16 protein-coding genes and 1 pseudogene are annotated in these 21,207 nt (G+C 55.8%); 9 read left to right on the top strand and 8 right to left on the bottom strand.

Annotated features, from left to right (window positions below):
• Window positions 1–5 precede the first annotated feature (5 nt).
• Both KTH07_RS11775 and KTH07_RS11770 read right to left on the bottom strand, forming a co-directional pair.
• Window positions 6–1,307 (bottom strand): annotated as a pseudogene (locus tag KTH07_RS11775) (MFS transporter).
• Window positions 1,308–1,567: 260 nt separating this feature from the next.
• Window positions 1,568–2,863 (bottom strand): serine hydrolase, encoded by a 1,296-nt coding sequence (locus tag KTH07_RS11770; protein ID WP_032103813.1) that lies wholly within the window; start codon window positions 2,861–2,863, stop codon window positions 1,568–1,570.
• Window positions 2,864–2,930: 67 nt separating this feature from the next.
• On the opposite strand from KTH07_RS11770, the gene KTH07_RS11765 reads away from it, so the two are divergent.
• Window positions 2,931–3,863, top strand: a complete 933-nt coding sequence (locus tag KTH07_RS11765; protein WP_023303936.1) for a LysR family transcriptional regulator — start codon at window positions 2,931–2,933, stop codon at window positions 3,861–3,863.
• Here KTH07_RS11765 and fumA read toward each other — a convergent pair.
• Window positions 3,852–5,501 carry a class I fumarate hydratase FumA gene (gene fumA, locus KTH07_RS11760; protein ID WP_063161941.1) on the bottom strand — a complete coding sequence of 550 codons (1,650 nt, stop codon included), beginning with the start codon at window positions 5,499–5,501 and terminating at the stop codon, window positions 3,852–3,854. The two genes, KTH07_RS11765 and fumA, sit on opposite strands and share 12 nt — an antisense overlap.
• A 52-nt stretch (window positions 5,502–5,553) precedes the next feature.
• Window positions 5,554–7,062, bottom strand: coding sequence for an anion permease (locus KTH07_RS11755; protein ID WP_017383327.1), 1,509 nt, complete (start codon window positions 7,060–7,062; stop codon window positions 5,554–5,556).
• A gap of 608 nt (window positions 7,063–7,670) precedes the next feature.
• On the opposite strand from KTH07_RS11755, the gene KTH07_RS11750 reads away from it, so the two are divergent.
• Together KTH07_RS11750 and KTH07_RS11745 are read left to right on the top strand one after the other, a co-directional pair.
• A complete protein-coding gene (locus tag KTH07_RS11750) occupies window positions 7,671–10,451 on the top strand; it encodes a flavocytochrome c (protein ID WP_017693133.1) in 2,781 nt (926 codons plus the stop codon).
• Window positions 10,452–10,509: 58 nt separating this feature from the next.
• Window positions 10,510–11,472 carry an FAD:protein FMN transferase gene (locus KTH07_RS11745; RefSeq protein ID WP_032619379.1) on the top strand — a complete coding sequence of 321 codons (963 nt, stop codon included), beginning with the start codon at window positions 10,510–10,512 and terminating at the stop codon, window positions 11,470–11,472.
• Here KTH07_RS11745 and dcuR read toward each other — a convergent pair.
• Together dcuR and KTH07_RS11735 are read right to left on the bottom strand one after the other, a co-directional pair.
• A complete protein-coding gene (dcuR, locus tag KTH07_RS11740; RefSeq protein WP_063161940.1) occupies window positions 11,453–12,172 on the bottom strand; it encodes a two-component system response regulator DcuR in 720 nt (239 codons plus the stop codon). The two genes, KTH07_RS11745 and dcuR, sit on opposite strands and share 20 nt — an antisense overlap.
• Window positions 12,169–13,785, bottom strand: coding sequence for a sensor histidine kinase (locus tag KTH07_RS11735; protein ID WP_032619380.1), 1,617 nt, complete (start codon window positions 13,783–13,785; stop codon window positions 12,169–12,171). The genes dcuR and KTH07_RS11735 overlap by 4 nt, the downstream gene beginning before the upstream one ends.
• Window positions 13,786–13,938: 153 nt before the next feature.
• Here KTH07_RS11735 and KTH07_RS11730 point away from each other — a divergent pair, with 153 nt between their 5' ends.
• Entirely contained in the window at window positions 13,939–14,802 is an 864-nt protein-coding gene (locus tag KTH07_RS11730; protein ID WP_032619381.1) for an N-acetylmuramic acid 6-phosphate etherase, read from the top strand.
• A 55-nt stretch (window positions 14,803–14,857) separates the two neighbouring features.
• Here KTH07_RS11730 and ompC read toward each other — a convergent pair whose 3' ends face one another.
• Entirely contained in the window at window positions 14,858–16,021 is a 1,164-nt protein-coding gene (gene ompC / locus KTH07_RS11725; RefSeq protein WP_033486932.1) for a porin OmpC, read from the bottom strand.
• A 284-nt stretch (window positions 16,022–16,305) separates the two neighbouring features.
• Between ompC and KTH07_RS11720 the strand changes: the two genes are divergently transcribed.
• The 3 genes from KTH07_RS11720 to KTH07_RS11710 are packed head-to-tail and all read left to right on the top strand — an operon-like array spanning window position 16,306 to window position 18,956.
• Window positions 16,306–17,007, top strand: a complete 702-nt coding sequence (locus KTH07_RS11720) for a phosphohydrolase (RefSeq protein WP_032619383.1) — start codon at window positions 16,306–16,308, stop codon at window positions 17,005–17,007.
• A 43-nt stretch (window positions 17,008–17,050) separates the two neighbouring features.
• Complete coding sequence (locus KTH07_RS11715) at window positions 17,051–18,484, top strand: DNA cytosine methyltransferase (RefSeq protein WP_094314610.1); 1,434 nt, start codon at window positions 17,051–17,053, stop codon at window positions 18,482–18,484.
• The gene (locus tag KTH07_RS11710) at window positions 18,465–18,956 is read left to right on the top strand and encodes a very short patch repair endonuclease (protein ID WP_023303928.1); all 492 of its coding nucleotides are present in this window, start codon (window positions 18,465–18,467) and stop codon (window positions 18,954–18,956) included. Before KTH07_RS11715 ends, KTH07_RS11710 begins: the two co-directional genes overlap by 20 nt.
• Here the strand turns inward: KTH07_RS11710 and yedA are convergent.
• A complete protein-coding gene (yedA, locus tag KTH07_RS11705) occupies window positions 18,928–19,842 on the bottom strand; it encodes a drug/metabolite exporter YedA (protein WP_023303927.1) in 915 nt (304 codons plus the stop codon). The two genes, KTH07_RS11710 and yedA, sit on opposite strands and share 29 nt — an antisense overlap.
• Window positions 19,843–20,020: 178 nt before the next feature.
• Between yedA and KTH07_RS11700 the strand changes: the two genes are divergently transcribed.
• On the top strand, window positions 20,021–20,932 hold the full coding sequence (locus KTH07_RS11700) for a DUF808 domain-containing protein (RefSeq protein ID WP_017383336.1): 912 nt from the start codon (window positions 20,021–20,023) through the stop codon (window positions 20,930–20,932).
• Between the two features lie 77 nt (window positions 20,933–21,009).
• The gene (locus KTH07_RS11695) at window positions 21,010–21,192 is read left to right on the top strand and encodes a YodC family protein (RefSeq protein WP_003859574.1); all 183 of its coding nucleotides are present in this window, start codon (window positions 21,010–21,012) and stop codon (window positions 21,190–21,192) included.
• Window positions 21,193–21,207 lie beyond the last annotated feature (15 nt).

Raw genomic sequence — 21,207 nt, 5'->3', positions numbered from 1 at the left:
AGGGATCACTCCTTAACGGCAGTTTGCAGGATTAACGTGCGACGACGATAGAGATAAAGCGTTGCCAGCAGGGCGCAAACGGCGGCAAAGCTCATCCAGTAGCCCGGGGAGGCTTTGTCGCCGGTGTACTCAATTAAGGCAGTCGAAATCACCGGCGTGAAACCGCCAAAGACCGCCGTTGCCAGGCTGTAAGCCAGTGAGAAGCCCGCCACGCGCACCTCTGCTGGCATGATCTCCGTCAGGGCCGGGATCATCGCGCCGTTATACAGGCCGTAGAGGAAAGAGAGCCACAGCAGCACGGTCAGCATCATTGAGAAGCTCGGGGCTGCGGCCAGCATCGTCAGCGCCGGATAGCTGGTCGCCAGCGCCAGCAGCGTCATGGCGATCAGCACCGGTTTACGCCCGAAGCGATCCGACAGCGCGCCGCCCACCGGAAGCCAGATGAAGTTGGACACCGCCACCAGCAGCGTGACCAGAAGACTGTCCGACGCGCTAAGCATCAGGACTTTTTTACCGAAGGTCGGCGCGTAAACGGTGATCAGGTAAAACGCGGTGGTGGTCATCGCCACCATCAGCATGCCCGCGACGACTACCGGCCAGTTGGCGAGCAGCGTTGTGAAGACCTGACGCATTGCCAGATGGTGGCGACGGGCGCTGAATTCCTCGGTCTCTTCGAGCTTGCGGCGCAGGAAAAAGATAAACGGCACAATCAGACAGCCAAACAGGAACGGAATACGCCATCCCCATTCGCGAATGGCACTCTCTTGCAGCACCACATTCAGCGCAAATCCCATCGCCGCCGCGATCATAATGGCGACCTGCTGGCTACCCGACTGCCAGCTGGTGTAGAAACCCTTGCGGCCCGGCGTGGCGATCTCCGCCAGATAAACCGAAACCCCGCCCAGCTCGGCGCCTGCCGAAAAACCCTGCAACAGGCGGCCGGTCAGCACCAGCAGCGGCGCCCACAGGCCAATGCTCTGGTAAGAAGGGATCAGCACGATCAGGAAGGTTCCGGTGGCCATAATTGACAGGGTGACGATCAGCCCTTTACGGCGACCCACTTTATCAATTTAAGCCCCCAGCACAATGGCCCCGATCGGACGCATCAGGAAGCCCGCGCCAAAGACGGCGAAGGTCATCATCAGGGACGCAAATTCACTGCTTGCCGGAAAAAAAGTATGGGCGATGTAGGTGGCATAAAAGCCGAACAGAAAGAAGTCGAATTGCTCAAGAAAGTTGCCCGACGTGACGCGGAAAATCGCGCCCGCTTTGGCACGAAGCGTTGCAGGTGAGGTTGAGGAAACCATGATTATCTCCAGTTTTATAGTGACGTTATGCTCGTCTGTTTCTGAAAACTGGATCAGGAAGTGGAAATTAATAAGCGCAAATAGCGCATGGACTGATGCGTGTGGTGCATTAATGACAAAGCGTTGACCAGTATTTACATATTCAACAATAACTTAACATTTTGGTGATCTTTTATTTACTCGATTTCGCTAAGTTGCTGATATATCGGTTTTGTGACATCGCGCAGGTGAGAAGCCAGGCGGGGCCTGGCTTGGGATTATCAGCGCAGCGCGTTCGCAATCGCGCTAAACATCAGCGACGCTTCCAGCGGCTGGGCGCTGAATGACGGCTCTGCCTGCGGCCAGGTGGACCACTGGACGATAACCAGATTTTCTTTCTGATTAACCATGATCATCTGACCAAATATACCCAGCGCCCACAGGGAATCCTTCAGCGAATTTTCGACTTTCGGCTCCACGTGTGTGGCGGTGGCTGGTACTTCGTTGTTCCACCACTGGTAGCCGTATAACCCCTTCGGATGCGCGTCGGACACCGATCCTTTGGCCTGTGTCCAGGCTGAGGACTGTTTCACCCAGCCCTCGGGGAGGATCTGCTTCCCGTCCGGCAGCGTACCGTTATGCAGGATAAACTTCCCGAAACGCCCCCAGTCTTCCAGCGTGGCGTTGAACCCATGCGCACCCACGTCGTGCTGGCCTTTGCTGTAGGCATGCCACACGCCGTCGCTCGCCATGCCGTACGGCTGCCAGATGGTCTTCTCCAGATACGCCGCGAGCGTCATGCTGGTGGCGCGCTCAAGCACATCGCCTAACAGCCAGGCGCCACCCGAGGAATAGGACCAGTTTTCGCCCGCCGGGTGTTCACGGTGTAACCCCTTCACCAGGGTGCGCACGCAGTTGTAGGTGCCCGGCTTCGCTTCGCATTCGGTAAGCCGGGCGAAGTCAGATTGCGGGTTGGTGTAATCTTCGTTCCACGCCACGCCAGAGGTGTGGGTGATGAGCTGTTTTAGCGTTACGCCCTCCCAGGCGGTGCCTTTTAAATCAGGTTCGTATTGGGTGACAAGGTCGTCCAGGGAGTGGATTTTCCCTTCTTTAATTGCAACACCCACCAGCGCGGAGACTACGGATTTGCCCACGGAGCGCGACGTCCAGAGCGTTGAGTCGGTATTGCCTTCTCCCAGGTATTTATAGGCCACTTTGCCATTTTTCAGCACCAGCATGCCGCTGACGTTCTGGCGTTTCAGGTAATCCTGAAGAGTGTAACTCTTACCCTTCACCTGATAGCGGGCATCGGTGAGCGGTTTTTCTGCGGGTAGCAGCGGCGTAGCGTTGCCGTGGCGGAACACATCCCCCGCGTAGTTGCGGTAGTCATTGCGAAAGCCCACCACGCGATCGGCCTGGCTCCAGGTGAGCATGGTATGTGCGTCCGGGAGTCTGGCGTCGAAAGGCGCCGGACAGGTGGTGAGGTCGGTACCGTTGCAGGCCGCCATAACAGCGGGCGAGAGCAGGCTGCTGACAACCAGCGCCGCGAGCAGCGTGCGGTTTGTTTTGATTTTCATATTTATCTCGTTTGGCTCAGGAAGGACTTCAGTTTAAGAACCTGCGGCCTATAATAAAAAACGCGTTATGGGGGAAAATCCCCCGGAAAATCGCGTGGAGAATGACGTGGCATCACTGATCTATTCCTTTGCCCAGCTTGAGGCGTTCACCGCCGTCGCTGAACACGGCAGCCTGATGAAGGCGGCCAGTAAACTCGGCAAAGATCGTACTACCCTGCGGGATCTGATCGATTTTCTTGAGGATGGGCTGGGCTACGCTCTGTTCCTGCGGGAGGGGCGCAGCCTGCGCCTGACGCCGGAGGGGGAGCAGCTTCAGCGGCAGGCACACCTGCTGATGCGGCAGGTCAAAGCGTTTGAGGCGTTTGCCAGATCGGTACCGGACAGCGCGACGCAGGACATCGCCCTCGTTTACGATCCGTTCACCCCCAGAGCTTTTTTACAGGCGCTGATTGCCACACTGGCGGCGAAAAAGATCCGCCTGAGCCTGACCAGCGCATCGCGCGATGAGGCGGAAGCGATGCTGGCAAACGGTCAGGCCGATCTGGGGATCTGCCAGGCGCGCAACCGCAGCGTAGGCAATGAGATGGAGTGGCGGGCGCTGGGGGCGATCGAAATGGATTTTTACGCTGCAACGGCGCTTTTTGCGGAGGTTGCGTCGCCGGTGTCGCTGCTCGCTCTCTCTCTGGTGCCACAGGTGATTATGCATGCCGCATCAGACGAGCCGGTCGCCCGTCGCCTGCAAATTTCAGGGCACACGCTTTTCACTAACGAACTGGAGATGCTGCGCGGCCTGCTGGAGCAGGGCTGCGGCTGGGGGTTTTTGCCGACCCATCTTCAGGCAACGCAGTGGAAAAATGTAAAAAGGCTGCCCACCGAAGTGGGCAGCCAGGGAATAAGCCAGACGATGGTCACTATCTGGAAGCCGGGCAGCGACAAGCGCGGGTTGATCAACGATACGCTGTTGCTGCTTCCGGCGTTATGGAAACGCTCAGCGCTGTGAGCACCCTTTGCACTGTTTATTCTGGATCTGCTGGAAGAAGTCGTTGCCTTTGTCATCCACCAGGATAAACGCCGGGAAGTTCTCCACTTCAATTTTCCAGATCGCTTCCATTCCCAGTTCAGGATACGCCACGCACTCCAGGCTCTTGATGCTGTTTTGCGCCAGCACCGCCGCCGGGCCGCCGATGCTGCCGAGGTAGAAGCCGCCGTGCTTATGGCAGGCGTCGGTGACCTGCTGGCTGCGGTTACCTTTGGCCAGCATGATCATGCTCGCACCGTGGGATTGCAGTAGGTCCACGTAGGAGTCCATACGCCCGGCGGTGGTTGGGCCTAAGGAGCCAGACGCGTAACCTTCTGGCGTTTTCGCCGGGCCTGCGTAGTAAATCGGGTGATCTTTAACGTACTGCGGCAGTTCTTCCCCGTTGTCGAGCAGCTCTTTCAGCTTCGCGTGGGCGATATCGCGCGCCACGATGATGGTGCCGCTCAGCGACAGGCGGGTGGATACCGGGTGCGAGGAAAGCTGCGCCAGAATGTCGGGCATCGGCTTGTTCAGATCAATGCTTACCACGTCGCCTTCTCCCTGCTGGCGCAGGGATTCAGGAATATACTGGCCCGGATTGTGCTCCAGCTTCTCAATCCAGATCCCCTCGCGGTTAATCTTCGCCTTGATGTTGCGGTCAGCGGAGCAGGAGACCCCCATGCCGATCGGGCAGGAGGCGCCGTGGCGCGGCAGACGGATCACGCGAATATCGTGCGCGAAGTATTTCCCGCCGAACTGCGCGCCAAGGCCGAGGTTTTGCGCTTCCTGAAGCAGTTCCTGCTCAAGCTGGACGTCGCGGAACGCCTGGCCGTGCGCATTGCCTTCGGTTGGCAGGCCATCGTAGTAGCGCGCAGAGGCGAGCTTGACGGTTTTCAGCGTGGCTTCCGCTGAGGTGCCGCCGATAACGAAGGCGATATGGTAAGGCGGGCAGGCCGCGGTACCCAGAGTTCGCATCTTCTCAACCAGATAATTTTTCAGCTTCGCCGGGGTGATCAGCGCTTTGGTTTCCTGATACAGATAAGTTTTATTGGCGGAACCGCCGCCTTTCGCCATGCACAGGAATTTATACTCGTCACCATCAACGCTGTAGAGGTCGATCTGCGCGGGCATGTTGGTGCCGGTGTTCACCTCTTTATACATATCCAGCGCCGCATTCTGCGAGTAGCGCAGGTTGTCTTCAATATAGGTATTATACACGCCCTGACTCAGCGCCGCTTCGTCGTCGCCGCCGGTCCAGACGCGCTGGCCTTTCTTACCCATAATGATTGCCGTACCGGTATCCTGACAGGTGGGCAGCACGCCTTTCGCCGCAATCTCGGAGTTGCGCAGGAATTGCAGGGCAACGTACTTATCGTTCTCGCTGGCTTCCGGGTCGCTCAGAATAGCCGCAACCTGCTTCTGGTGAGAGGTGCGCAGCATAAATGCCGCGTCGTGGAAGGCCTGCTGTGCCAGCAGGGTCAACGCCTCTGGCTCGACTTTCAGCACTTCCTGACCGTCGAACTCGGCAACGGAAACGTGCTCTTTGGTCAGCAGATAATATTCGGTGTCGTCATGCGCGAGGGGGAAGGGGTTCTGGTAGATAAAGGGTTTGTTTGACATAGCTTGCTCCACAAAAATTTAACCGCCGGAGGAAATGTCCGGCGGTCAGGAATCAGAACATCATGGACATCCACGGGTAACCAATCAGCAGCAGAGCTGCCAGGAAGATGGCACCGAAGATGGTACCGAGGCGCCAGTAGTCTTTGGTTGGCAGGTAGCCGCTACCGTAGTAAATCGGGCTTGGACCCGTACCGTAGGGGGTAATGATCCCCATCACGCCCAGCGAGGTCACCATCAGCAGAACGAACACTTCCATATTCATGCCCGGAATGGTGGAGGCGATGGTCAGCATCGCAGGCAGCAGCGCCGTGGTGTGCGCGGTGGTGCTGGCGAACAGGTAGTGCAGCAGGTAGAACGCCAGCAGCAGCACGATGGTGGCGACACCCGGAGAAATACCGCTCATCAGCAGGCCGCCTTCTTTACCCAGCCAGCTGATAAAACCGGTGGAGGAGAGGCCATCCGCCAGCGCCACCAGGGTGGCGAACCAGACGAAGGTATTCCACGCGGCTTTGTTACCGGTGATATCGTTCCACTCCAGCACGCCGGTCCACAGCATCAGGCCAACGATCAGCAGGGCAGCCATGGCCGGTTCAATCCACGCCGCGGCGAAGATCCACATCAGCAGCGCACAGCACACGAACACCAGCAGCAGGATCTCATTGCGCGACAGTTTGCCCAGTTTTTCCAGTTCACGGGTCGCCCACAGCGGTACTTCGTTGTTTACCTTCACTTCCGGCGGGTAGAACCAGTAAGCCAGCAGCGGCATGGTCAGGATCAGCAGGATGCCCAGCGGCAGGAAGGCGAGGAACCAGGTCCCCCAGGAGATATCAATTCCGACCGTGCTTTTTACCAGCGCCAGCGCCAGCAGGTTAGGTGCCAAAGCGGAAAGGAACATCGAGCTGGTGATACAGGCCGCGGTGATGGCTACCCACATCAGATACGAACCGATTTTGCGCGCGCTTGGGTCATTGGGTTTTGAACCGTACAGCGGCGGCAGGTTGGCGATGATCGGGTAGATGGTCCCGCCGCTGCGCGCGGTGTTGGACGGGGTGAACGGGGCCAGCAGCAGGTCCGCAAACGTAATGGCGTAACCGAGCGTGAGGCTGCGACGGCCCAGGTACTTCACCAGAATCAGCGCCAGACGGCGGCCGAAGCGGGTTTTGTCGTAGCCTGCGGCGAACATAAAGGCACCGAAAATCAGCCAGACGGTGGAGTTACCAAACCCGCTGACCGCCCATTTAAAGGAGGCGCCCGCCAGCTTGAATTTTGGGTCAGCCAGCTGTTCCGGGCTAAAGAGCACCCACTGGCTGCACAGCGCAATCGCCACGACGCCGGTAAGACCGATCACGGCGCCCGGCAGCGGTTCGAAAATTAAGCCGACGATGACGCCGACAAAGATGGCGAAGTAGTGCCACGCATAAGGCGGCAGCCCTTCCGGAACGGGGACAAACAACAGCAGGACGGCAACAATGACGGGCAAAGCCATCATCAGCAGTCGTTTTGCTGTTCCATTTGATGCCAGATTCGCCGCAGGAGGCGTTACAGCAGTTTTTGTATTCATAGTTTCACGTCTTAAGTTGTCAAAAATTCGTCGCCCGGCGAAAACACAAATTCTATTGAAATATCCTTTTTGCTTTTTTTAGTTATTTAAGGTGCGGATTTGTGTTTTCACTAATAGTGATTTAACGCATTTTGGTTTGCGCTAAATAAAAAATGATGATGTTTTTATATTGCTCTTTTGAATGCCATAACTATTGATCGCGATCAAAAAAACGGAACTGAATGGCTATTTTTATATTTTTTATAATAACCACTCTGAGTAGTGTGGTTATTCGCTAATTTTACGCATTTTATGTATCAAAACTATAACATTTAAATTCTGGTGCTTTTGTTTATCGTTGTTTTATAAGGTTTTTTGATAGATTTGGTGTATTGGTTTGACCTTTTATAATTTAACTTTTTTTAAATTCTTGTGAACGAGTGAAACATTCCCGCTAACACCAATGTGTTATTAATGTTATCGAAGGGATTAAATAGTTTATTAACTAACGTAATGACTTTAGAAACTAAAAAAAGCTTTATATTACTATCATGACATCGGCAAAAAACACGAAATAAAAAATCATCCCGATAACGAATTCTTAATTTTTAAAGTTTGGAGTTTCTATTATGAGCACTAACGAACGTATTTTAAGCCCCTTCACATTACCGAATGGTACTGAACTGAAAAACCGTTTGTTAATGGCCCCGATGACAACCTGTACCGGTTATTACGATGGCACCGTGACCAGCGAGCTGGTGGAGTACTACCGCGCCCGCGCGGGCAGCATCGGCACCATCATCGTTGAGTGCTGTTTTGTTGACGATCTCGGCCTGGCGTTCCCGGGCGCAATTGGTATTGATAACGACGAGAAAATCGCCGGGCTGGCAAAAATCGCTGACGCTATCAAGTCAAAAGGCTCCAAAGCCCTGCTGCAAATCTACCACGGCGGTCGCATGGTCGACCCAAAACTGATCGGCGGTCGCACGCCGGTTGGCCCAAGCGCCGTTGCCGCGCCGCGTGACGGTGCCGCCACGCCGGTTGCCCTGACCGCGGAAGAGGTGGAAGGCATGATCGGCAAGTTTGGCGAAGCCGTGCGCCGCGCAATTCAGGCCGGGTTCGACGGCGTCGAAATCCACGGGGCGAATACCTATCTGATCCAGCAGTTCTTCTCCCCGAACTCTAACCAGCGCGACGACGAGTGGGGCGGCAGCCGCGAAAACCGCGCGAAATTCCCGCTGGCGGTGCTGGACATTACCCACAAGATGGTGCGCCAGTACGCGGACGACGCGTTTATCATTGGCTACCGTTTCTCTCCGGAAGAGCTTGAAGTCCCGGGCATTCGCTTCGAAGACACCCTGTATCTGCTGGAAAAACTGGCCGCGCGCGGGGTGGATTATCTCCACTTCTCCCTTGGCGCCGCCCTGCGTCCTTCTATCGTCGATACTCAGGACCCGACGCCACTTATCGAAAAATACTGCGCCATGCGCTCTGACACGCTGGCGCAGGTACCGGTGATGGGCGTTGGCGGCGTGGTGAATGCCACGGATGTGAATGAAGCACTGGATCACGGTTACGACCTGATTGCCGTTGGCCGCGCCACCATCGCCTATCCGGACTGGACCGATCGCATCGCGGCGGGCGAAAGCCTGGAGCTGTTTATGGACAGCACCCGACGCGAAGAACTGAGCATCCCGGAACCGCTGTGGCGCTTCTCGCTGGTGGAAGCGATGATCCGCGACATGAGCATGGGCGAATCTAAATTCAAACCGGGCACCTTTATTGAAAAAGTGCAGGACGATGCTAACGAACTGGTGATTAACGTCAGCCTCGAAACCGACCGCATCGCCGATATCGAACTGGCCTCCGGCCCGAGTGAAGACGTGGAGTTTGTCACCAGCTTCGAAGAGATCCGTACCCGTATTCTGGATGCCAACACCCCGCACGTGGACGCGATTACGGGCGCGACCAGCCAGAGCGAGGCGGTGAAAAAAGCGGTCTCGAAGGCGATGCTGAAATCCAGCAAAGCGCTGGCGGCGGAAGAGGGCGCAGACCCGAATGAGACTAAAAGCGTGGATGTGGTGGTGGTCGGCAGCGGCGGCGCCGGTCTGGCAGCGGCGATTCAGGCGCATGACGAAGGCGCGAGCGTGCTGATCGTCGAGAAAATGCCCACCATCGGCGGGAACACCATTAAAGCCTCGGCCGGGATGAACGCGGCGGAGACCCGCTTCCAGCGCGTGAAAGGTATTCAGGACAGCAAAGAGCTGTTCTACCAGGAAAGTCTGAAAGGCGGTGGCAACAAGAACGACCCTGAACTGCTGCGTCGCTTTGTCGAGAACGCGCCGCAGGCCATCGAATGGCTGGCCACGCGCGGCATTATGCTGAACGACATTACCACCACCGGCGGGATGAGCATCGACCGTACGCACCGTCCGAAAGACGGTTCCGCAGTGGGCGGGTATCTGATCAGCGGCCTGGTGCGTAACGTCAACAAGCGCAACATCGAGGTGATGCTGGATACCTCCGTGAGCGACATCATTTTCGAAAATGGCGAAGTGACCGGCGTGCGTCTGACCACCGAAGAGAACGAAACCCTCACCGTGGCAACCAAAAGCGTGATTGTGGCAACGGGCGGCTTCAGCGCCAACAGCCAGATGGTGGTGAAATACCGTCCGGATCTGGCAGGGTTCGTTACCACCAACCACAAAGGGGCGACCGGAGGCGGTATCGCGCTGCTGGAGCGTATCGGTGCGGGCACCGTGGATATGGGCGAAATTCAGATCCACCCAACCGTTGAGCAGAAAACGTCGTATCTGATTTCCGAATCCATCCGCGGCGGCGGGGCGATTCTGGTAAACCAGCAGGGCAACCGCTTCTATAACGAAATGTCGACCCGCGACAAAGTCTCGGCGCAGATCATCGCGCTGCCGGAGAAATACGCTTACATCGTCTTTGACGAGCATGTTCGCGCCAAAAACAAAGCCGCGGATGAGTACATCGCAAAAGGGTTTGTTACCAGCGCCAGCTCGCCAAAAGCCCTGGCGGAAGCGCTGGGGATGGATCACCACCAGTTCCTGGCAACGCTGGAACGCTACAACGGCTTTGTGGAGAAACAGCACGACGATGATTTCGGCCGCACCACCGCGCTGCGTGCGCCAATCAACGAAGGGCCGTTCTACGCCATTCAGATTGCACCGGGCGTTCACCACACCATGGGCGGCGTGACCATTAACACAGAAACCTGCGTGCTGGACAGCAACCACAACGTATTGCCGGGAGCGTTTGCTGCGGGTGAGGTTGTCGGGGGCATCCATGGCGGTAACCGCATCGGCGGTAACGCGGTGGCAGATATCATTATTTTTGGTACGCTTGCAGGACATCAGGCGGCTATGCGTTCGAAAACACGGTAAGGCTCCTGTTTCCCCGGCGGCGTGGTGCCTGCCGGGGCTACATCTGAGGACTCATGAAATGCCTGATAGCCATCGCGTTTACAGCTACTCCGCCGTTCTGATGGGATCGCCCATCCTCCTGAAACTCTTTTCCTATGACGAAGCGCTTGCCTCTCGCGTGTTTCGCCTGATCAAACAGTACGAAGATCTGCTTACCGTTAACCGAGCGCACTCCCAGGTAATGGACATCAACCATGCGGCCGGTCAGCATCCGGTTGCCGTCAGTCGCCCGGTGTTCGAGCTGATCCGCTGCGCGAAAGCGGCCAGCCTGCTTAAAGACAGCGCCTTTAACCTGGCGATCGGCCCGCTGGTGAAGCGCTGGAAAATTGGCTTTAAGGGGGACGCTGTACCGCCCGCGGACGAGATCGCCGCCTTGCTGGGCATCACGCATCCTGCGGACGTGGTGCTGGATGAAGCCAACAGCAGCGTGTTCCTTACTCGCCAGGGAATGGAGATCGATCTGGGGGCCATTGCTAAAGGCTATATCGCCGACAGGGTGCGGGATTACCTGCATAAAGAGGGCGTTGAACTTGGGCTGATCAACCTTGGCGGCAACGTCCAGACGTTAGGCTCGCCGGAGGGCGGCTGGCGCGTCGGCCTGAAAAAACCGTTCGCCGGTGACGCGCTGATTGGCGCCATGACGGTCGAAAACCGGTCGGTGGTGACGTCAGGCACCTATGAGCGCTACTTCGAGCTGAACGGCAAACGTTATCACCACATACTTGACCCACGCACCGGCTACCCGCTGGATAACGAACTGGACAGCGTGACGATTATTTCGCCAGACTCCCTCGACGGCGATATCTGGACCACGCTGATCTACGGCATGGGCGTGGAAAAGGGCTGCGCCGCGCTGCGTTCGCGCCCCGATATTGAAGCCATCTTTGTCACCAAAACAAAAGAAGTGGTGATCTCCTCGATGCACCACTTCCGTTTTACCCTTCTGGACGACAGCTACCGAATTACTGGCAGTACTGTTTGAGTAGGCCGACCTGTTCCGGCTGCAAACGGTAGCGATAAACCGGCCGGCCGGTAGCGCCGTAGTGAATGCTGGTGAACAGGATATTAATTTGCGCCAGCCAGATCAGGTATTTGCGGCAGGAGACGCGGGAAATGTTGACCGCATTCGCCAGATCGTCGGTGGAAAATTCTATCTCCGGATGGCTGTAGATCCACTGGCAAATGGTGCGCAGCGTCTGCGGCGTCAGGCCTTTCGGTAATTTTTTGCTGTCGGCCAGCTCCGGCGCGCCGCCGTGGATCAGCCTGTCGACGTCGGCCTGTTCATAATACTGATGCGATCCCATCAGGCTGCGCTTTGCCTTCCAGCCGTTCAGCGCCTCTTCAAAACGCGGGAACTGGAACGGTTTAATCAGGTAATCCACCACGCCATAGTGCATTGAGGTCTGGATCGTTGCGGCGTCGGAGGCCGACGAGATCATGATGACATCAATCGGGCGGCCCGAAGCGCGGATGATGGGCAGCAGATCCAGCCCGTTATCCTGCTGCATATAGACATCCAGCAGCACCAGATCGATCGGCTGGCCTGGGTTGGCGATCAACGCCTCGGCCTGGTTGAGCGTGGAAGCGACGCCGCAGCAGCTAAAACCCTCAACGCGGTTAACATACAGACGGTTGAGGTCGGCTACCATGGCGTCATCATCGACAATTAACACATTTATCACGCGATATTCCTCTCGCTATCCCAGGGGATCTGAACAAAAAATTGGGTAAATACGCCAGGCTCCGACTCGACGGTAATATCTCCGCCCAGATTCTGGATCTGCTGACGCGCAAGGAACAGCCCAACGCCGCGGTTTTCACCTTTTGTTGAGTAGCCCTTTGTAAAAATAGCCTCCAGCCGCTCGGGATCAATGCCGGGACCGTCATCGCTGACCTCACCGCTCAGCCAGCCGTTCTGATAATGCAGCAGCAGGCCGATCTCGCCTTCCGGCTGGCCTTCCATCGCATCCAGGGCATTTTCGATTAAATTGCCCAGCACGGTGATCAGCACCGCAACCTGCTCTTCATTGGCGGTGTCGGGAAGCTGACTCTCCTCCGCCAGCGTCAGGGTCACTCCGGCCTCTTTAGCGCGGTTAATTTTACCCAGCAGGAAGCCCGCAATGACCGGCGATTTAACTTTGCGCTGTATTGCGCCGATATCCGTCTGATAATTCTGCGCGGTCTGGATGATGTACTCCTCCAGCTTATCGTAGCGCTTCATGTGCAGCAGGCCGAGGATCACGTGCAGCTTATTCATAAACTCATGCGTATGGGAGCGCAGGGCATCAACGTAGCTGACCATGCCATCAATACGCTGCATTAACTGGCTGATTTCGGTTTTGTCGCGGAACGTGCTGATCGCCCCGATAACCTGATTCTGGCTTTTCACGGGGACCATGTTGCACAGCAGCAGCCGCCCGTTACAGCCGATCTCCTGATCCTGGCGGGCAATGCCGGTCCTGGATACTTCGCGCAGGCTGGCCAGCAGCGGTTCACTGCTGCTTTCGGAGTGCTGGCCCGAGGTCAGGAGTAATATTTCTCTGGCGGTGTGGTTAATCATCGTCACGCGCCCGTGCATATCCACGGCCATCACGCCTTCGCGCAGGGACTGCAACATGGCCTGGCGCTGCTCAAAGAGGGCTGAGATTTCGTAAGGCTCCAGCCCAAAGAGGATACGTTTCAGAACCCGGACCAGACCCCATATCGCCACTGAGCTCATCAGAACGCTGAATAAGATGGTCCACACGGCGTTGAGCCGCCCGCGGGCAATCTGATCTTCAACTTTATTCAGCGAAATACCCACCACCACCACGCCGATCTGGTCGTGCTGGTCGTCATACACGGGCGTAAAGACGCGCAGCGCTTCCGCGAGCGCGCCGCGGTTAACGGAGACATTCTCTTTCCCTTCCAGGGCGGGCGTCAGATCGTCGCCAATAAAATGCAAACCTAACAGCGCTTCGTTTGGATGGGAATAGCGGATCCCACGCAGGTCGGTGACCACGGTAAACAGCAGGTCGTTGCGCTTCGTCACCGCCTCGGCAATCGGCTGGATGATGCCAGCCTGCGGCGATTCCATCAGGCCACGCTTGATCTCCGGGCTGTCGGCCAGCGTCCTGGCGATACCCAGCGCGGTATCTTTCACGTCATCGCGCGTGGCGCGGGTGATCTGCACAGAGTACAGCGCGAAGACCACCAGCAGCACCGAGCCGATAATCGCGCACACCATCAGCGTAACCAGCGTATTCAGCTTCATAGGGCGCTTGCGCGTCGGGGGGAAGGGCTGCAAATCGCTCATTAACACTCCGCGATGAATAAGAAAGGGCTAATTATCGCTGATGACGGGCGTTTCATAAAGCCATGTAAAGAGAGGCGTTTCGTGAGCCTCCTCTCAGGTGACCTATATAAAACACTTTATAGTGTGAGGGTACTCATAATAAGGAGGCAGTTTATGAGCATTATGCTTACCGGTACGGCCAGGGAAAGACGGCACGCCAGCACCACGAACATCGACAGATTATCGACGCTGGATATGCTTAACGTCATACACCAGGATGACGCGCAAATCTCTTCTGCACTTACCCCTCACTTAAGTATGCTGGCCCGCGTGGTGGATAACGCGGCGGCGACGCTTAGCCACGGCGGACGTCTGGTACTGACCGGCGCGGGCGCGTCCGGACGCGTGGCTGAACAGGCGGCAGAAGCGTTTGCGCCGGGAAAACATCCCGTCATTGCGATGACAGCAGGCGATCACGCCGGTAGCTACGTGCGCGGCGTTGCCGACCTTCAGACGATAGAATTTGGCGAGCATGACATGATGCTGGCGCTGTCCGTCAGCGGCAAAACCCCATGGGTATGGGGCGCGATGCGTCATGCGTGGTCTCTGGGCTCAACGGTTGCGATCATTACGGAGGATGCGCAAAGTGAAGCGGCGCAGCTGGCGAGCATGGTCATTGCTCCCGATCTGGGCGCGGATGTGGTGGCCGGATATACCAACGCTAAAGCAGGCATTGCGCAAAGCATGATCCTGCATATGATTACCACCGGTCTGGCGGTACGTTCCGGACGGGTGTACAGCAACCTGCGCGTTGATCTGGAGGCAAGCAACACCAGATGGGCCGAACGACAAATTGCCATTGTGATGGAAGCGGGGGGATGTAGCCGGGCGCAGGCGAAGGCCGCGCTGGAAAGCTGTAACCACCAGTGCAAAACGGCGGTACTGATGGTGCTGACGGGGCTGGATGCCTGGAAAGCACACGAATTGCTGGCGCAGAATAACGGGTTTGTTCGCCTGGCCTTGCAGGAAGCGCCGTAATATTTCAGTGTCAAATAAAAAAAGCCCGCATCGCGGGCTTTAATATTGAGGGAGATTAGAACTGGTAGGTCATGCCTACGCCAACGATGTCATCGGTAGCAATACCGTTGTCATTGTAGAAGGCATCATCTTCGTCCAGCAGGTTGATTTTATAATCAACGTAGGTGGAGAAGTTTTTGTTGAAGCTGTAGGTCATGCCCACGTCGATGTAGTTAACCAGATCCTGGTCTACATAGTCATAGCCATTGCCTGGGTGATAATCGTTACCGCCCAAATCGATGCCTTTAGAATAGACCCACGCCAGGGATGGACGCAGACCGAAGTCAAACTGGTACTGCGCTACGGCTTCAAAGTTCTGGGTTTTGTTGGCGATGCCATCGTTGCCGTACGGAGTCATGTTACGGGTTTCCGCATACATCATGGCCAGGTAGACATCATTAGCATCGTATTTAGCGCCGATTGTCCACGCTTCCGCACGTTCACCGCCAGCATATTTGCTGAAGCGGTTATAGGTGCCAGCGCCGTAAGCGACCTGGTCGTTAGTACGGTCGGAGGAAGAATAAGCCGCACCCAGCGTCAGGCCGAAATCGAAGTCATAGGTGGTAGACATACCGAAGCCGTCGCCGTTCTGGAAACGAACGTCATCATGGCCATTTTTGGTGCCTTCCTGATTTTCGTTTGGTCCACCTTCATTATTTCCCTGATATTGCAGCGCAAAGTTCAGGCCGTCGACCAGACCAAAGAAATCATTGTTACGGTAGGTTGCCACACCGTTAGTACGGCCAACCATATAGTTATCCGTCCAGGTGTAAGAATCTCCACCAAATACCGGCAGCATATCGGTCCAGGCTTCAACGTCATACACGACGCCGTAATTACGGCCGTAATCAAATGAGCCGTAGTCGCCATATTTCAGGCCAGCGAATGCCAGACGGTTGAAAGATTTATCCCCTGCGCCTTCGGTGTCGTTAGCGTAGGTTTTATATTCCCACTGGCCATAACCTGTCAGGTCGTTCGTGATCTGCGTTTCGCCTTTGAAACCCACCTGTACATAGGTTTCATCACCGTCGTCGCCTGGGTTGTCGGAGAAGGTATGACGCGCATCAACCTTACCGTACAGGTCAACTTTGTTGCCATTCTTGTTATACATTTCCGCCGCATTTACTGCGCCAGCCATTAATAACGCGGGTACGAGAATTGCCAGAACTTTTCTTTTCATTATATATTCCCTTTAAATATAAATTGTCTGAATATATGTAATTACCCTCCGTAACTACATGGCTGATACTATTCTATGGATTATTATTTAGGTTCAAAAATAAATGTAATTAAAGTGGTAAAAATATTACAAAATATTTCTTTTTATCTCTTTATTTTTCATATGAATTAATTCATTGAAAATATAGCGGGTAATTATTATTAAGTATTTCGTAATTCTATTTATAAAGGATTTTAATTCGGGTGTATTATAATTCACTCACTTTTGAGCAACAGGATGGGATGATGGAACTTGCGCAGTGGCAGCACCGTTATGAGCGCTGGCTCGACGAAAATCATTTTACTGATGATGCGGCGCACGATATCGCCCATTTTCGCCGCGTCTGGATGACCGCGCAGGCCATAATGGCTGACGAGGATAGCGATCCGCTGGTTGTGCTGACCGCATGCTACTTCCATGACATTGTCAGCCTGCCGAAAAATCACCCGCAACGTAGCCACTCCTCGCGGCTGGCAGCGCGAAAAACGCGCGAAATCCTGAGTCGCGACTTTCCTGATTTTCCGCCCGATCGTTATGCAGCTGTTGAACATGCTATTGAAGCGCACAGCTTCAGTGCCGGTATCGCGCCGCAAAGTCTGGAGGCCAAAATTGTGCAGGATGCCGACCGGCTGGAGGCGTTAGGCGCTATCGGCCTGGCGCGCGTCTTTGCCGTGTCAGGTGCGCTGGGCGCCGCGCTGTTTGATGCCGACGACCCGTTCGCCGGAACACGAGCGCTGGATGATAAAGCCTTCGCGCTCGACCACTTTCAGACCAAACTCCTGCGCCTGCCTGACACCATGCAAACCGCGCGGGGGCGCGAACTTGCGCGTCACAATGCCGATTTCCTAATCCAGTTTATGGCGAAGCTGAGTGCCGAATTACAGGGCGATTACCTCGGAACCGACAGCCAGATATTGACCCATTTCCGTCGCAGTGTGCGATCCTGAACTGTGGTACTCTGTTTTCTGTCTTTATTGTCCGGTTAAGAGAATGCAGGAAAATCGATCAGTGACTGTGCCCGCGCCTGAGCGGGTTGAGAAATCAACGGCAGCCGTGCAGGCACTCCTGCGTCAGCTGCTGGAAATGTATGATGCTAAAACGCTGGCAAACCAGCTGGTGGCCCATGGCGAGAGCCACTGGAGCCCGGCGATACTCAAGCGGCTTCTGATAAGCGACAGGGCAGGGCACCGCCTGAGCGACGGTGAGTTCCGCTATCTGCAAAATTTGCTGCCGCGTCCTCCTGCTGCGCATCTAAATTATGCCTTTCGCTTTATCGATCTCTTTGCCGGTATCGGCGGCATTCGCCATGGCTTTGAAGCTATTGGCGGGCAGTGTGTATTCACCAGTGAATGGAACAAACATGCCGTCCGTACCTATAAAGCCAACTGGTATTGCGATCCCGACGCGCACCAGTTCAACGCGGATATTCGGGATGTCACGCTGAGCCACAAAACTGGCGTCAGCGATGAAGAGGCCGCCGAACACATTCGCAATACCATTCCGGCTCACGATGTGCTGCTGGCGGGCTTTCCGTGTCAGCCGTTCTCGCTGGCTGGCGTGTCGAAGAAGAACGCGCTGGGACGCGCACACGGCTTTGCCTGCGATACGCAGGGCACACTGTTCTTTGATGTTGCCCGGATCATTGATGCCCGCCGCCCGGCAATTTTTGTGCTGGAGAACGTCAAGAATTTAAAGAGTCATGACGGCGGCAAAACCTTCCGCATTATCATGCAAACGCTGGATGAACTGGGTTATGACGTGGCGGATGCAGAGGACATGGGGCCGGACGATCCGAAAATTATCGACGGCAAACACTTCCTGCCGCAGCACCGCGAACGCATCGTGCTGGTGGGCTTCCGCCGCGATCTCAATCTGAAAGGCGATTTTACGCTGCGTGATTTGCCCTCGCTGTATCCGGCGCGCCGCCCGACGGTGGCCGATCTGCTGGAGCCCGCCGTCGATGCGAAATTCATTCTGACCCCGGTGCTGTGGAAATACCTCTATCGCTATGCCAAAAAGCATCAGGCCAAAGGCAATGGCTTTGGGTTTGGCATGGTCAATCCGCTTAATCCTGACAGCGTGACGCGTACGCTGTCGGCGCGCTATTACAAAGATGGTGCGGAAATTCTTATCGATCGCGGCTGGGATAAGGCGCTGGGCGAAAAAGATTTTGACGATCCCCAGAACCAACAACACCGACCGCGGCGCTTAACGCCGCGCGAGTGCGCCCGCTTAATGGGCTTTGAGACGCCGCAGGGCTACAGTTTTCGCATCCCGGTGTCGGATACCCAAGCCTATCGTCAGTTTGGCAACTCGGTGGTGGTGCCAGCCTTTGCCGCGGTAGCTAAACTGCTGGCCTCACGCATCAGCAAGGCCGTTCAGCTTCGTCAGAGCGAGGCCGTCGATGGCGGACGTTCACAATAAGGCCACGCGCAGTAAAAACATGCGTGCCATCGGCACGCGTGATACCGCGATTGAAAAACGGATCGCGGGCCTTCTGACCGCCGCCGGGTTTGAATTCAGGGTTCAGGATGCCACGCTTGCCGGGCGTCCTGATTTCGTCATCGACGCGTACCAGTGCATCATCTTTACCCACGGCTGTTTCTGGCATCATCACGACTGCTATCTGTTTAAAGTCCCGGCGACACGCACCGACTTCTGGCTGGAGAAGATTGGCAGGAACGTCGAGCGTGATAAACGCGATGTTTCTCAGCTTTACGCTCAGGGCTGGCGGGTGCTGATTGTCTGGGAGTGCGCGCTGCGTGGAAGAATGAAGCTGAATGACTTGGAACTGACGGAGCGGCTGGAAGAGTGGATCTGCGGCGGCGGTCAGGCCGCGCAGATCGATACCCAGGGCATTCACCCGATCACGGTTTCTCCACCTCACACCTCGTGACAATCGGTTTCGCGGGCAGCAAATATTTACCCAGCGTGACCAGTACCACGGCAAAGACAATCACACCCAGCGCCAGCCATTCAATCGTCGACAGCACTTCGCCCGCAAAACCGGTACCCAGCAGCACGGCAACCACCGGGTTAACGTAGGCGTAGCTGGTGGCAACCGCCGGTGAGACGTTGCGAATCAGGTACATATAGGCGTTGATGGCGATAATCGAGCCAAACAGCGCCAGATACCCGACGGCCAGGAAACCTGAAAGGTCTGGCATCGCCGTCAGTTTTTCACCCGTCAACGCGGAGGCCATCAGCAGCACAATGCCCGCCGCGAGCATCTCAATCGCACCTGCCATCATCCCGGAGGGCAGCTCGATGCGTGAACCGTAGACCGAGCCGAAGGCCCAGCTCATGGAGCCGATCATGATCAGAACGGCAGCCCAGGGGTTCCCGCTCAGGTTACCGCCGCTGTTCAGCAGGATGATACCCACAAGCCCAATCGCGATGCCCAGCCATTCGAGCTTACGGGTGCGGATCCCGAAGAGGCGACTAAAGCAGAGCGTAAACAGCGGCACGGTTGCGACGACCACTGCGGCGATGCCCGACGGCACGTTCTGGTGTTCGGCGACGGTTACCGCGCCATTGCCCACCGCCAGCAGCAGCAGGCCAATCAGGGCGGCGTTAAGCAGGGGACGCAGCGGCGGTAGTCTGTGGCCGCGCAGCAATAAAAACGCCATCAGCAGCACGCCGGCCGTAAGGAAACGAATACCGGCCATCATCAGCGGGGGCCAGCTTTCCACGCCTATACGAATGACAAAATAGGTGGACCCCCAGATGATATACAGGGAAAAGAGTGCTCCAATGAGCGGTAATAAATGCCGGAAACGCATAGTCCCTCACGACGAAATAAAAAGTTCGCTCATAGTTAACGCCAAAACTATCAGCCTGGCGAGTGCTTTAATTGTATTGTTGATGTGAAATTTTTGTTGACGCGAGGTGCCAGTTTCCGGGCGGTGAGTTTTGTTCCATACTATTCACTTAATTAGCAAAAAAAGAAGGAAAGAGATTTTGGCAGGAAGTAGCTTATTAACATTACTGGACGACATCGCCACCTTGCTGGATGACATTTCGGTTATGGGAAAACTGGCGGCGAAAAAGACCGCCGGGGTACTGGGAGATGATTTGTCGCTTAACGCGCAGCAGGTCAGCGGCGTGCGGGCGAACCGTGAGTTGCCGGTGGTGTGGGGCGTTGCGAAAGGGTCCTTTATTAACAAGGTGATCCTCGTTCCGCTGGCGCTGCTGATTAGCGCCTTTATACCCTGGGCCATTACGCCCCTGCTGATGATTGGCGGGGCGTTCCTGTGCTTCGAGGGTGCCGAAAAAGTGTTGCATATGTTCGCTGCACGCAAAGAGAAAGACACCCCGGAAATGCGCCAGCAGCGTCTGGAAGCGCTGGCCGCGCAGGATCCAAAAACGTTCGAGCGCGATAAGGTCAAAGGCGCGATCCGCACGGACTTTATCCTCTCGGCCGAGATTGTGGCGATTACGCTGGGGATCGTCTCAGATGCCCCTCTGATGAACCAGGTGCTGATCCTGTCCGGCATTGCGATCCTCGTGACGATAGGGGTTTATGGCCTGGTCGGGCTGATCGTCAAGCTGGACGATATCGGCTTCTGGCTGGAAAAAAAATCCAGCGCAATTGCGCGCGGCATTGGGAAAAGCCTGCTGGTGCTGGCGCCGTGGCTGATGAAAACCTTGTCGGTGGTGGGAACCCTGGCGATGTTCCTGGTCGGCGGCGGAATTATCGTGCACGGTGTTGCTTCGCTGCATCACATGATTGAACATTTTGCGTCAGGCCAGGGAGCGGTAGTTGCTGCAATTCTGCCCACACTGCTTAACCTCGTACTGGGCTTTATCGTCGGTCTGATTGTGGTAGCCGTTGTTAAGCTGGTTGAAAAAGTACGCGGGAAATCGCATTAATTATTGCTGACCCCGGATGCAAAAAGACTATTCCTCGTCTAAATTGAAAACGTTTCACCCTGATACAGGAGGCAGGTATGGTCTTTTTGATCAGTGATGAAGTTAAGCCTAAAAATGGTGGTCCAGGCATGATCGTCACCGGGTATTCCAGCGGAATGGTGGAGTGTCGGTGGCATGATGGATACGGCATTAAGCGGGAGGCTTTTCGCGAAGACGAGCTTCAGCCTGCTAATAAAAGGCAAAAACGCGACAAGGCTTAATCACACAACGCCCGG

It is taken from the genome of Enterobacter cloacae complex sp. ECL72 (genome assembly GCF_019056635.1).
Taxonomy (GTDB): Bacteria; Pseudomonadota; Gammaproteobacteria; order Enterobacterales; family Enterobacteriaceae; genus Enterobacter; species Enterobacter hormaechei_C.
The sequence above is the reverse complement of the archived record's forward strand: the minus strand, read 5'-3'. Positions and strand labels throughout refer to the sequence as shown.